The organism is Ewingella allii (assembly GCF_044430645.1).
Lineage (GTDB): Bacteria > Pseudomonadota > Gammaproteobacteria > Enterobacterales > Enterobacteriaceae > Ewingella > Ewingella allii.
Map to the genome: position 1 here is coordinate 240,836 of NZ_JAWUDN010000002.1, position 12,534 is coordinate 253,369.

Consider the following 12,534-nt stretch of genomic DNA (forward strand, 5'->3'; position numbering starts at 1 on the left):
TCGGGAGGGTCATGCTATCACAGCCTCGCCTGAGCAGGCGAGGCTTGTGTCAATCAATGGCCTGGGAAGTCGACCAGGCTGTAGCAGTTGATATTCATCTTGCTCAGGCGCTCTGCACCGCCGAGATCGAACAGATTAATGATGAATGCTGCGTCAGTCACTTCCCCCCCCAAACGGCGGATCAGCTTCACGGTGGCTTCGATGGTGCCGCCGGTTGCCAGCAGGTCATCAATAACCAGGATCTTCTCACCGGCATTGATAGAGTCAGTGTGGATTTCCAGACTGTCAGTGCCGTATTCCAACTCATAGCTTTCGCTCAGGGTTTCGCGTGGCAATTTGCCCGGTTTACGCACAGGCACAAAACCCACACCCAGAGCCAAGGCCACCGGAGCACCAAACAAGAAACCACGCGCTTCGGTACCCACCACTTTGGTGACGCCGGAGTCACGATAACGGTCGGCCAGCAGTTGAATGCTGGCGGCATAGGCTGCCGGGTCTTCCAGCAGGCTGGTGACGTCGCGGAACAGAATGCCCGGTTTCGGGTAGTCTTGAATGGATTTAATGCTGTTTTTGATAAACTCTAGCTGCTGTGCGGTAGCTGTCATAATAAGTGCCTGATAAAACTGCTGTTCATACTTAAACGCGAACCAGTAAATGGCTCATGCCTTACAAAAGTGTTTGGCTGTTTAAGGAAGGAAATTGGCGCGCATGAGGGTGCGCGAGATGCCCAAATCTATGCAAAGCCGCTTTAAAAAGCAACCCGCAGCCGGACATGATCACCTTTTTTGTTGCTTTAGGTCAACCACTGGTAAGCGCCACATCATGATAAGCAGTCCGAACATGATGCAAAGCAGTAAAACACGCACCCACCACAGCGGGACAAAATAGAGAGAGATGGCAAACGTAATGAGGATCACCAGCACGGCTTTGCCTTTTGCGCCGGGCGGCAAGGCGCGATGTTCCTGCCAGTGGCGCAGGTAACTGCCAAACCACGAGCGATATAGCAGCCAATAGTGAAAACGCGGCGACGAGCGGGCAAAGCACCATGCCGCCAGCAGCAGAAACGGCGTGGTAGGTAATAAAGGCAGCACTACGCCCAGCGTCGCCAGCACCACGCATACCCACCCCAGAATGATCAACAAAACACGTTTCATACAATCCTTGTCGACTTGTCTATGTTATCGATATCGCTATGCCGCCAGTGTAAACAACTGCCCAGCCGCTGCCAAACACCGCGTGCCTTGTATCTGGTGAGCTTCAGGGTAAGCTAATCAGGTCCAACGCGGAGAACCCCAGTGAGCACTGAACAAATATTGCACGCCCTGAGCCAACAAATAGAGGCGCTCGCGCAAGAAATTGAACCTGTCGGCCACGTTTCGGCCCAGCAGGCGCGTTTCGACGTGACGCTGTTCGCCACCAAAGGCACCCGACTGCGCGACTATCTGGCTGAAGTGCGGGTCAATCTTGGCCAGCTGCATCAGGTGGTGGCGGAGAAGCGTCAGGCGCAGGTGGCTTTTGTCGCCGAGCGGCTGATTTCCCAAATTACAGCCTTGCAGCGCGAACTGGCAACCCAGGGTCTGCGCAAGACTCACCAAACGCCAGAGCGTAAAAGCCACGACAACTACACCCGGCTGGCAGAAACCCAGCAGTTTGAGCGCCGTTTAATCGCCATGATTGAAGACCGTGAGAGCACCCTTGGGCAGCTTGCCACTTTCAGCGACCAGCAAAGAGTGCAGAAGGAACTGGCAGCGCTGGAAGGTCGATTGATGAGATGCAGGCAGGCGTTAGCCAAAATCGAGCGGCAAATTGAAAGGCAGGAAAAAGGTTTTTGAATGTTTATCACATTTTTTGAAAACTGCAGGCAGGCGGAGACATTTATTATCTATAATCAGTTTCCATGCCTGAGTGATTAAATTTCCTAAAAGGTCCTGGCTGCTGCTTAACTGAGCCACTCCTTACCTGCTTCAGGCTGACTTCGGATCCGTTGAAAACTGTCATTTGAACAAAAACGGATCTTTATTTACATCGCACACTACACTGAACGTTGGCTCCCATGTCTGTCGAAAATGCGCCACCCGAGCTACAACTCGCTGTTGATTTGATCTACTTACTTGAGTGCAATGAAATTGCACCTGAAACCGCGCTCGCCGCGCTTGAGATCGTCAAACGCGATTATCAGGAAAAGCTTAAAGGCAGCTTGAATACGCTGTCTGTGAGTTATTTGTAATTTCGGTCAGAGACTGACTGGAAGAAACAGGGAATGTCTTCAGCACATTCCCTGTAAAAACAGGACTTACACCGCCTCTGGCGGCAAAGGTTCCCCCGGCTGACGCAGTTCCCGTTTCACTTCCTGCACCTCTTCTCCCCCGTTTTTATCGTGTAGATACACTTCCAACTGGTTGAAGGCGATGTTGATATCGTTTTCGCGGCACAGCCTGTCGATGGTGCGGTTGAGTTCGTCCACCGTGTGGCTGCGATCCCCTAGTTCACGCACATAAACCCGTAATTCGTGATCTAAGGTGCTGGCACCAAAGTTAAGGAAGTAGACAAGCGGCGCCGGATCGCTCATGACGCGTGAGCTTTCATGGGCGGCTTGCAGCAGGATCTCTTTCACTTTATCCAGATCCGAGCCATAGGCCACGCCGACTTTAATGATGATGCGCGTGACGGTGTCGGACAGCGACCAGTTGATCAGCCTTTCGGTCACAAAGGCTTTGTTCGGGATGATCACTTCTTTGCGGTCAAAGTCGATAATAGTGGTGGCGCGAATACGAATTCGGCTCACCGTGCCCGAGAAAGTGCCAATGGTTACCGTGTCGCCGATACGCACCGGGCGTTCGAACAGGATGATCAAACCTGAAACGAAGTTGGCAAAAATCTCTTGTAAACCAAAGCCTAAGCCCACTGACAGCGCCGCGACTAGCCACTGGAGTTTATCCCAAGAGACGCCGAGCGAGCCGAGCGCCGTCACCGTACCGATCACCGTAATCGAGTAAGTCATGATGGTGGTGATGGCGTAGGAGGTGCCCTGTCGCAGCTGTAGCCGCGACAGCACCACCACTTCCAGCAGGCCCGGCAGGTTGCGAGTCAGCACATAGGCCACAATCACCGCCACAAAGGCCAGTAACAGATTGCCGAGAGTGACCGTCTGCTGCACCACGCTGCCCGCGACATTACTGGAGTAGTGCCACAGCGAAATGCTGTCGAGATAGGAGATAACGGTGAGTAAATCGGACCAAATCCAGTAGAACACGCTGGCGAAAATAAAGAACAGCACCATGGTGGTCAAACGCAGCGATTGCTGGTTAATTTGGTCTAAACCCAGCGGCGCCTCCTCAACCGGCTCACTCCCTTCCGCCCCCTCTTTGGCATTAATGCTTTGACGGCGCGCCAGCGCACGGCGATAAGCCAGACGGCGCGCGGCGACGCTCAAACCACGCAGCGCGCTGAGATAGGTAATATTCCACAAAATCAGTAAATAGAAGCTGTCTATCCAGCGCCCGGCAAGGCGCAGCGTAGTATAGAAGTAGCCCGCGACCATTAGCCCGACCAGCAACAGCGGCGCAATCGCAATGGCCGCCACAATCACCAGCCGCACGCTGTGGGTGTTCTTCTCCCGCCAGCTGTCGCGGAAAATTGGGAACACCAGCACGGCCAGCGCGATTAAGGTCAAGAGGATCACCACCTGACCAATGATGTCATCCACCAGCCCCAGCGGGGCTTTCTCGCCGCGCACCGACCAGAAGATCAGCGGCAGCATAACCAGCGCCAGCCGCACCACCGAGCGCCGGTAATGGGCGCATTGGGTTGCCGAGGTGTTGAAATGGCGTTCGCTGACGCCATTGGGTTTTAGCAGGCGGAAGCAGAAGCCCATCACCAGCATGAAGACCGCCAGACGCTGGGACAGCGCCCAGAGGAAATCGCTGAGTTCGATATCGCACTGCGAGAACCAATAGCCGATGCCGAGGGTCAGCAACACGCCCGGCAGAGTGCTCAACATGATGATCATCAGGGCGCGCGGCGTGTGCAGCTGGGTGTCGCGCTTGAGCTGGCCGACGTCGCTATTGAGCTTGTCGAGATGCCTTTGCAACGCGCGGCGACGCAGCAACAGCACCAGAATCACCACCAGCAACGGCACATTGACCGGCAACGAATGTAGACCTCCTATCATCAGCTCGCCCAGCGGCATCTTGATTCGCAGCTCGCTAAGTTGGCTTTTGACCTCGCTCGGCAGGGTTTTGATGAAGTCCCAGTTCATCGGCTTGTTACTGCTCACCCAGAAGATCTGTTGGGTCAGCGTCTGGGTTAAGGACTCATTGATACTCAGCAACTGCTGCTGGTTAATTTGCAGATTGATCGCCAGCGAGAGCTGATTTCCCAACTGCTTATTCAACTGGTCCAGCAGCTCGCGGCGCATGTCGACAATCTGATCCAGCGCGTCGCTAATGTCGTCGTTAATCTTCTCTTTGCTGCTGTCCACCACGCCCTGAATGTAGCTATCGCCCTGAAATAACGCGTCGCGCTGCTGGTTGATGGTGAACTGCTCGAGGCGCAAATCGGCAATCTTGGCGCTCATGTCGGTCATCAGGCCAGTCGGCGGAATGGTATTTTGCTGCTGCTGATAAAGAATGCGCGACAGCAGCAGGCTGCCCTTCAGCACGCTGATCTGCTCTTTCAGGTCGTGCTCGGCCTGCGAAGAGCGATCGAGCCAGTTTTTGACCGTAATGTTCTTTTGAACCAGCTGGTTACCCTCTTCGGTGGCGGCAATCAGTCGCTGGCTCAGGGTGCGGTTAATCCCCAACTCTTGGGCCACCAGCGGGTCATTTTGAATATTGGAGGTGTCATCCGGCGTTTGCGCCTCTTTGGCGGTGCGCTCGGAAAGCGTCAGGCGTTTGCCATTCACCACCTCTTGCAGCATTTGCGCCACGCGCTCCAGCTGGCCGATGTGCGCATTGGTGAAATCGCGCTGCTTTTGCAGTAAATCTTGCAGCGTGGTGTTGGCTTCCAGACTTTTGCGCTGGTAATCAATCTGCGCGTTGAGCAAGGCTTGCTCTGTCACCAACATGGTCTGCTGGGTGGCGCGCAGATCCTGCTGCCCCGGCGCCATGCCGTTTAGCTGGTTGCGCACTTTCTGGATAGCCAGCGAGTAGTTGTACATCGCGCCCTGAACCCGCTCGGGCTGGGTTTGCAATGAGATAAGCTGGGTGTTGAAAGTGGACAAATCCTCCTGCGAGGATTGCAGATCGTCGAGCGTATCATTCAGGCGATTTTCTAACTGGCGCAGAGAGAGTGTCGCCAGCGAGTCTTTGGTCACACCGTCGTTATTCCCGTTTTTCAGCTTATCCAGGCCATCTGCCGCGTTGCGCAATTTGACCGGGGCATCAGCCACCTGTTGGCGCAGCTGCGCCGTATCCTGCTTCACGCGCTCGAGGGCGTCTAAATACTCAAGGGTATGGACTAAATCCTGCTGTGAAAGTTTCTCGACCGGCGTCAGGCTTTTTTGCTTATTCAGCGCATCAAATTGGTTCTGCACTTCAGAACGAGTAGGCAGATCATTATTAACTGCCGCATTAGCGCATGTAATAAAGGAAAGCGCCAACGACACCAGTAATGTCAAAGTCAGGCCACGCAAAAAAGTCAGCGGATATAGATAATATGAAGACGAGTATGGCAACGCGGAGGATCGCTTAAACATGGATGCACATTGTGTCGAGAAAGAGAGGTTGATATTAACACTACACTAACAGGTGACACAGAGTTATGAAGTCGGAAAAGCGTGTCAGAATACGTCACAAAATGACAAAAAACTCACAGAATGAAGGGGACGGATTAAGGCGCGGTTTTTGGCAGGAGCAGGCTCGGGCAGAACCTTAGCATTTCAATATAGGTATCAATCAGTTGGGCCGCCTGCCCTTCTAAATCAAAGCTTTCGGGGACGAACAGCCAGTTCTCCATTAATCCAGTGATATAAGCGCGAAGAATAATAGCCGCCTGACGCGGGTGTAAATTCTTCGGTAATTCCTCGGCATCAATGCATTTCTGAAGAATACGTTCTATCTTGCCGTAGCCTTCAAGATATAGCGCCTTGCGCGCTTCATGAACTGACGTCATCTCCCCAACAAATTCACATTTGTGAAATATTATCTCCATCAAAGCCCTACGACGGGGATTGTTTACTGTGGCACGTAAGAAATAAATCAGTATCTCGCGCAAAACCCGCAGTGGATTATTGGGAAACTTTGTCTGATACTCTAATTCGAGTAAGTGCATCTGGGACTCACACTCTTCCCAGACCCCATTAAACAATTCAACCTTATTCTTGAAATGCCAGTAGATTGCGCCCCTAGTGACGCCGGCGGCATTGGCAATATCAGTCAGCGAAGTTGAGGCAACGCCACGGGCAGAGAACTCCTGAACAGCAGCATCTAAAATCTGTTGTCGAGTCTCAAGGGCCTGTAATTTGGTTTTTCGTGCCATGGCGTCAGCTTTTGGGGGCGTTTGATTTACATACATTCGGGAATGTATGTAACATAGCACGCACATATTAAAAGCGCAGCAATGGGTTTTAAAGCTTGTGATCCATTGGACAAATTGAAATCGGACACTTGAGGTTTATTTATGAACAGAAACAGAGGGTTAACGCCTCTGGCGGTAGTTCTGATGCTTTCCGGAAGCTTAGCACTTACAGGATGTAATGATAAAGAAGCTCAACAAGGCGCGCCAAAAGCTCCAGAAGTCGGTGTCGTAACACTGAAAACTGAAGCCATGAATGTGACCACCGAGCTTCCTGGTCGTACAGCCTCCTTCCGCATTGCAGAAGTTCGTCCCCAAGTCACCGGCATTATCCTGAAGCGCAACTTCGTGGAAGGCAGTGACATTAAAGCTGGCATGTCCTTGTATCAAATTGATCCTGCGACTTATCAGGCTGCTTACGACAGTGCGAAAGGCGATTTAGTTAAAGCTCAAGCTAGTGCTCAAGTTGCTCGCGTTACGGTTAATCGTTATAAGCCACTGTTAGGCACCAACTACGTCAGTAAACAAGATTACGACACCGCTTTCTCTAACGCAGCACAGGCCGATGCGGCAGTAGTTGCAGCGAAAGCCGCCGTTGAATCTGCGCGTATCAATCTTGCTTACACCAAAGTTACCTCCCCGATTTCAGGTCGTATTGGTAAATCTGCTGTAACCGAAGGCGCTCTGGTGACCAACGGCCAGGCTGATGCATTGGCGACGGTGCAACAGCTCGACCCTATCTATGTCGACGTAACCCAATCGAGCAATGACTTCCTGCGTCTGAAACAGGAACTGGCCGACGGCTCTCTGAAGCAAGCTAATGGCAAAGCGCAAGTTAAGCTGCTGTTAGATAACGGTAGTGAATATAAGCAAGCGGGTACATTGGAATTCTCTGATGTTACCGTTGATGAAACCACCGGTTCCATTACCTTACGTGCCGTGTTCCCGAACCCAGATGACGCATTGCTGCCTGGTATGTTCGTTCGCGCCCGTCTGGATGAAGGTGTTAACAACAACGCATTATTGGTTCCACAGCAAGGGATCACCCGTAACCCGCGCGGTGACGCAACCGCCATGGTTGTTGGTGCAGACAATAAAGTTGAACTCCGCACTGTGACCACTACGCAAGCGATCGGCGACAAATGGGTTGTAACCGATGGCCTGAAATCTGGTGACAAAGTTATCGTGACCGGACTACAGAAAATCAAACCAGGCGTGCAGGTTAATGCGCAGGAAGTCGATCAAAACGCAGACGCTAAGAAACAGGCTGCATCTGATACAGCGCCGAAGTCTTAATAGGAGCCGGTAATTCATGGCTAAGTTTTTTATAGATCGCCCGATATTTGCGTGGGTTATCGCCATCATCATCATGTTGGCGGGGGGATTAGCGATAATCTCGCTACCTATCGCGCAGTATCCAACCGTTGCGCCGCCAGCGATCCAGTTGACGGCTACTTATCCAGGTGCTGATGCACAAACGGTTCAGGACACCGTCACTCAGGTTATCGAACAAAACATGAACGGTATCGACAACATGATGTACATGTCGTCGACCAGTGATTCATCAGGTACGGTTCAGATAACCCTGACCTTTGCTTCCGGTACTGACGCAGATATTGCCCAGGTACAGGTGCAGAACAAACTGCAGCTAGCAACGCCGTTGCTGCCGCAAGAAGTTCAGCAGCAAGGTATTTCGGTTGAAAAATCCAGTAGCAGCTTCTTAATGGTTGCGGGCTTTATCTCCACTGACGGCACCATGTCTCAGGATGATATCGCCGACTACGTGGGTTCAAACATTAAAGATCCTATCAGCCGTACTGCGGGTGTTGGTGACGTTCAGCTGTTTGGTGCTCAGTACGCGATGCGTATCTGGATGGACCCGAACAAGCTCAACAACTTCCAGCTCACGCCGGTTGATGTTATCAATGCGATTAAAGTTCAGAACAACCAGATTGCAGCGGGCCAGTTGGGTGGTACACCACCAGTTCCCGGCCAGCAGCTTAACTCATCAATCGTTGCTCAGACCCGTCTGAAGTCTGCGGATGAGTTCGGCAAAATCATTCTGAAAGTGAATCCAGATGGCTCTCAGGTTCGCCTGAAAGACGTGGCTAAAATCCAGCTGGGTGGTGAAAACTACGACGTGGTTGCGCGCTTTAACGGCCAACCGGCAGCAGGTCTGGGGATTAAACTGGCAACAGGCGCTAACGCCCTGGATACCGCAGCCTCAGTAAAAGCTACGCTTGGAAAACTGCAATCGTTCTTCCCTGCTGGCTTGAAAGTGGTTTATCCATACGACACCACGCCATTTGTTAAGATTTCGATTCAAGAAGTAGGGAAAACCCTGTTAGAAGCCATCATATTGGTCTTCTTGGTAATGTACCTGTTCCTGCAAAACTTCCGCGCAACGCTTATCCCAACGATTGCCGTGCCGGTCGTGTTGTTAGGTACTTTTGCGATTTTGTCCGCGTTTGGTTATTCGATAAACACCCTAACGATGTTCGGTATGGTGCTTGCGATAGGGCTATTGGTGGATGACGCCATCGTGGTGGTAGAAAACGTCGAGCGCGTTATGGTCGAAGAGGGCCTGCCGCCGAAAGAAGCCACCAAACGATCAATGGAGCAGATTCAGGGTGCACTGGTCGGTATTGCCATGGTTCTGTCAGCGGTATTTATCCCGATGGCGTTCTTCGGTGGTTCAACCGGCGTTATCTACCGTCAGTTCTCCATCACCATTGTTTCCGCGATGGTGCTGTCAGTACTGGTAGCGATGATCCTGACTCCGGCACTTTGTGCCACCATGCTGAAACCTATCGCCAAGGGTGACCACGGCGAGAAAAAAGGCTTCTTCGGCTGGTTTAACAAGAAATTCGACCAAAGTACGCATCACTATACCGACAGCGTAGGCAACATTCTGCGCAGCACCGGTCGTTACTTGATTCTGTATCTGCTGATCGTTGTGGGCATGGCATTCCTGTTTATCCGCCTGCCGACTTCGTTCTTACCAGAAGAAGACCAGGGTGTATTCCTGACCATGGCCCAGCTACCGGCGGGTGCCACTCAGGAACGTACGCAGAAGGTGTTGGATGAAGTCAGTAATTACTATCTGACTAAAGAGAAAGCCAACGTTGAATCGGTCTTTACCGTTAATGGCTTTGGTTTCGCAGGTCGTGGTCAGAACACCGGTATTGCGTTTATCAGTCTGAAAGACTGGGCCGATCGTAGCGGCGCTGAAAACAAAGTTCCGGCGATTGCGGCGCGTGCGATGGGTGCTTTCAGTCAAATCAAAGACGGTTTGGTGTTCGCGTTCAACCTGCCAGCTATCGTGGAATTGGGTACAGCCAGCGGCTTCGACTTCGAGTTGATTGACCAGGCTAACTTGGGTCACGACAAACTGACTCAGGCGCGTAACCAACTGCTCGGCATGGTCGCGCAACACCCTGACTTGCTGACGCAGGTTCGTCCTAACGGTCTGGAAGATACGCCACAGTTCAAAGTGGAAATCGACCAAGAGAAAGCGTCGGCGCTGGGCGTTTCACTGTCTGACATCAACACCACGCTGGGTGCGTCAATCGGCGGTAGTTACGTCAATGACTTCATCGACCGTGGCCGCGTGAAGAAAGTGTACGTGCAGGCGGAAAACAAATACCGCATGCTGCCATCAGACATTAACAACCTCTATGTTCGTGGTAGTTCAGGTCAGATGGTGCCGTTCTCAGCCTTCTCTAGCATGAAGTGGGAATACGGTTCGCCACGTCTTGAACGCTATAACGGTCTGCCATCGATGGAAATCCTTGGTCAGCCGGCACCGGGCAAGAGTAGTGGTGATGCCATGGCAATGATGGAATCTTTAGCATCGAAGCTGCCAAATGGTATCGGCTTTGACTGGACAGGCCTTTCTTATCAGGAACGTTTGTCAGGTAATCAGGCCCCTGCCCTGTATGCTATCTCGCTGATTGTGGTATTCCTCTGTCTGGCAGCGCTGTATGAAAGCTGGTCGATTCCATTCTCGGTCATGCTGGTTGTTCCGCTGGGCGTAGTCGGTGCCTTGATCGCAGCAACTATGCGTGGTCTGAGCAATGACGTTTACTTCCAGGTAGGCCTGTTGACCACCATCGGGCTGTCGGCGAAGAACGCAATCTTGATTGTGGAATTCGCCAAAGACTTGATGGACAAGGAAGGCAAAGGTCTGGTTGAGTCGACTCTCGAAGCGGTTCGTATGCGTTTGCGTCCAATTCTGATGACATCACTGGCATTTATCCTCGGTGTTATGCCACTGGTTATCAGTAGCGGTGCAGGTTCCGGTTCTCAGAACGCCGTAGGTACTGGCGTAATGGGTGGGATGATCACTGCAACGCTGTTGGCTATCTTCTTTGTTCCGGTCTTCTTCGTGGTGGTACGCCGCCGCTTTGGTAAGAAGAATGAGGATATCGAACATAGTCACGCTGTAGAGCAGCAACCAAAACACTAATCCAGTGTGAAGCAAATTGAAAAGGCCGCGAATAGCGGCCTTTTTTTATTTCAAGACTTGAACCCACGCAGCAACTGGCGCATACTATTTGTTATAGTATAACATAACATTTGAGGTTATTATGAAGCCAGGTATCCATCCTGCCTATCGCACCGTGGTATTCCACGACACCAGCGCCGATGAATATTTCAAAGTGGGTTCAACCATCAAGACCGATCGCACCATCGAACTGGGAGGCACCACCTTCCCTTACATCACAATTGAAGTCTCTTCTCAATCTCACCCGTACTACACAGGTAAGCAAAAGGACTTCTCCAAAGAAGGCAGCACCGCGCGCTTCAACCAGCGTTTTGGCAGCTTCCTTGGCAAAAAGAAGTAATCGGCTAGGAGTCAGTCATGCAGGTTTTAAGTTCACTTCGCTCTGCGAAAAACCGCCATCCAGACTGTCGCGTGGTGCGTCGCAAGGGCCGAGTTTATGTGATTTGCAAAACCAACCCGCGATTTAAAGCGGTACAAGGTAAGAAGAAAAAACGCTAAAAGGCGACGCTTTGCGCCAACACCTTAATAAAAAAGCCCCGCCGCTTGCCCGGACGGGGCTTTTTCTTTTTTACAGAAATGATGTATCCCTTTCCGCATAAACGGCGGAAAGGGTTAGTGCTTACTTCATGCTGGCGACGATAGTCTCAACATTATGTTTAAAGGCTTTCTCATAGGTGGTCGCCGGGCCTTTCGGACCAGACAACGCCTCTGGATACAGTTCACCACCGGCCTGAGCCCCGGTCGCTGCAGCAATTTGCTTCACTAAGCGAGGATCAGTTTGGTTCTCGATAAAGTAGGTTTTCACCTTCTCTTCTTTGATCTGCTTAATCAGCGAGGCAACGCCGCTGGCGCTGGCTTCAGCTTCGGTTGAGAAGCCTACCGGCGCCATAAAGGTGACGTGATATTCGCGGCCGAAATAGCCGAAAGCATCGTGGCTGGTCAGAACCTTACGTTTCTCCTGCGGGACGTTGGCGAATTCGGATTTCGCCCACTCATCGAGCTTTTTCAGCTGTTCGATATAAGCGTCACCCCGTTTGCGGAAATAGTCTGCATCTTCAGGGTCCGCGGCAATCAAGGCGTTCATCACGTTGGTGGCATAAATCACGCCGTTCGCCATGCTGTTCCAGGCGTGCGGGTCAGTGATCTCTTTACCATCATCAACCATCTGACTGGATTTCACGCCTTCGGAGGCGGTCACCACTTTGCCTTTATAACCTGATGCGGAAACCAGACGGTCGATCCACCCTTCCAGACCCAAGCCGCTGACGAACACGACATCTGAGGCATTGATCTCTTTGCTGTCTTGCGGCGAAGGTTCGAAGCTGTGCGGGTCGCCATCCGGGCCAACCAGGCTATTCACTTTCACGTGATCGCCACCAACCTGGTGAACGATATCCCCCAAAATTGAAAAACTGGCCACGGCGGTGACGGTTTTCGCCATAGCCAGTGGGCTCGACAGCAGGGCAGCTACTGCCAGAGCAACAGGTAAACGTTTCATCATTTCTCCTTTCTTG

Annotated in this window: 11 protein-coding genes; 6 read left to right on the plus strand and 5 right to left on the minus strand. The window is 52.0% G+C overall.

What is annotated here, in order from left to right; genetic code table 11:
• Window positions 1–53: 53 nt before the first annotated feature.
• Window positions 54–605: an adenine phosphoribosyltransferase gene (apt, locus tag SBO83_RS07845; RefSeq protein WP_353503043.1), complete on the minus strand. Its 552-nt coding sequence runs from the start codon at window positions 603–605 to the stop codon at window positions 54–56.
• A gap of 171 nt (window positions 606–776) precedes the next feature.
• Complete coding sequence (locus SBO83_RS07850) at window positions 777–1,154, minus strand: DUF454 family protein (protein ID WP_353503044.1); 378 nt, start codon at window positions 1,152–1,154, stop codon at window positions 777–779.
• Between the two features lie 141 nt (window positions 1,155–1,295).
• Between SBO83_RS07850 and priC the strand changes: the two genes are divergently transcribed.
• Both priC and rsmS read left to right on the plus strand, forming a co-directional pair.
• A complete protein-coding gene (gene priC / locus SBO83_RS07855; protein ID WP_353503045.1) occupies window positions 1,296–1,832 on the plus strand; it encodes a primosomal replication protein in 537 nt (178 codons plus the stop codon).
• 221 nt (window positions 1,833–2,053) lie between these two features.
• Window positions 2,054–2,227, plus strand: a complete 174-nt coding sequence (gene rsmS, locus SBO83_RS07860; protein WP_072009902.1) for a pleiotropic regulatory protein RsmS — start codon at window positions 2,054–2,056, stop codon at window positions 2,225–2,227.
• 66 nt (window positions 2,228–2,293) lie between these two features.
• Here rsmS and mscK read toward each other — a convergent pair whose 3' ends face one another.
• Together mscK and acrR are read right to left on the minus strand one after the other, a co-directional pair.
• Window positions 2,294–5,695 (minus strand): mechanosensitive channel MscK, encoded by a 3,402-nt coding sequence (gene mscK / locus SBO83_RS07865; RefSeq protein WP_396131095.1) that lies wholly within the window; start codon window positions 5,693–5,695, stop codon window positions 2,294–2,296.
• A 134-nt stretch (window positions 5,696–5,829) separates the two neighbouring features.
• Window positions 5,830–6,477, minus strand: coding sequence for a multidrug efflux transporter transcriptional repressor AcrR (gene acrR, locus SBO83_RS07870; RefSeq protein ID WP_396131097.1), 648 nt, complete (start codon window positions 6,475–6,477; stop codon window positions 5,830–5,832).
• 141 nt (window positions 6,478–6,618) lie between these two features.
• Between acrR and SBO83_RS07875 the strand changes: the two genes are divergently transcribed.
• From SBO83_RS07875 to ykgO, 4 genes are all read left to right on the plus strand, one after another.
• Complete coding sequence (locus SBO83_RS07875) at window positions 6,619–7,809, plus strand: efflux RND transporter periplasmic adaptor subunit (protein ID WP_353503048.1); 1,191 nt, start codon at window positions 6,619–6,621, stop codon at window positions 7,807–7,809.
• Between the two features lie 16 nt (window positions 7,810–7,825).
• Window positions 7,826–10,981, plus strand: coding sequence for a multidrug efflux RND transporter permease subunit AcrB (gene acrB / locus SBO83_RS07880; protein WP_396131098.1), 3,156 nt, complete (start codon window positions 7,826–7,828; stop codon window positions 10,979–10,981).
• Between the two features lie 121 nt (window positions 10,982–11,102).
• Entirely contained in the window at window positions 11,103–11,360 is a 258-nt protein-coding gene (locus tag SBO83_RS07885) for a type B 50S ribosomal protein L31 (protein WP_396131099.1), read from the plus strand.
• A 17-nt stretch (window positions 11,361–11,377) separates the two neighbouring features.
• The gene (gene ykgO, locus SBO83_RS07890) at window positions 11,378–11,518 is read left to right on the plus strand and encodes a type B 50S ribosomal protein L36 (RefSeq protein WP_072009903.1); all 141 of its coding nucleotides are present in this window, start codon (window positions 11,378–11,380) and stop codon (window positions 11,516–11,518) included.
• 121 nt (window positions 11,519–11,639) lie between these two features.
• Here ykgO and SBO83_RS07895 read toward each other — a convergent pair whose 3' ends face one another.
• Window positions 11,640–12,518: a metal ABC transporter solute-binding protein, Zn/Mn family gene (locus tag SBO83_RS07895; protein ID WP_396131100.1), complete on the minus strand. Its 879-nt coding sequence runs from the start codon at window positions 12,516–12,518 to the stop codon at window positions 11,640–11,642.
• Between the last annotated feature and the right edge of the window lie 16 nt (window positions 12,519–12,534).

What these genes read in the sequence shown, in the direction of transcription:
- mscK (WP_396131095.1), bottom strand. Translation starts at nt 5,695, where the DNA reads ATGTTTAAGCGATCCTCCGCGTTGCCATACTCGTCTTCATATTATCTA.
- SBO83_RS07850 (WP_353503044.1), bottom strand. Translation starts at nt 1,154, where the DNA reads ATGAAACGTGTTTTGTTGATCATTCTGGGGTGGGTATGCGTGGTGCTG.
- acrR (WP_396131097.1), bottom strand. Translation starts at nt 6,477, where the DNA reads ATGGCACGAAAAACCAAATTACAGGCCCTTGAGACTCGACAACAGATT.
- SBO83_RS07875 (WP_353503048.1), top strand. Translation starts at nt 6,619, where the DNA reads ATGAACAGAAACAGAGGGTTAACGCCTCTGGCGGTAGTTCTGATGCTT.
- acrB (WP_396131098.1), top strand. Translation starts at nt 7,826, where the DNA reads ATGGCTAAGTTTTTTATAGATCGCCCGATATTTGCGTGGGTTATCGCC.
- ykgO (WP_072009903.1), top strand. Translation starts at nt 11,378, where the DNA reads ATGCAGGTTTTAAGTTCACTTCGCTCTGCGAAAAACCGCCATCCAGAC.
- SBO83_RS07895 (WP_396131100.1), bottom strand. Translation starts at nt 12,518, where the DNA reads ATGAAACGTTTACCTGTTGCTCTGGCAGTAGCTGCCCTGCTGTCGAGC.
- apt (WP_353503043.1), bottom strand. Translation starts at nt 605, where the DNA reads ATGACAGCTACCGCACAGCAGCTAGAGTTTATCAAAAACAGCATTAAA.
- rsmS (WP_072009902.1), top strand. Translation starts at nt 2,054, where the DNA reads ATGTCTGTCGAAAATGCGCCACCCGAGCTACAACTCGCTGTTGATTTG.
- SBO83_RS07885 (WP_396131099.1), top strand. Translation starts at nt 11,103, where the DNA reads ATGAAGCCAGGTATCCATCCTGCCTATCGCACCGTGGTATTCCACGAC.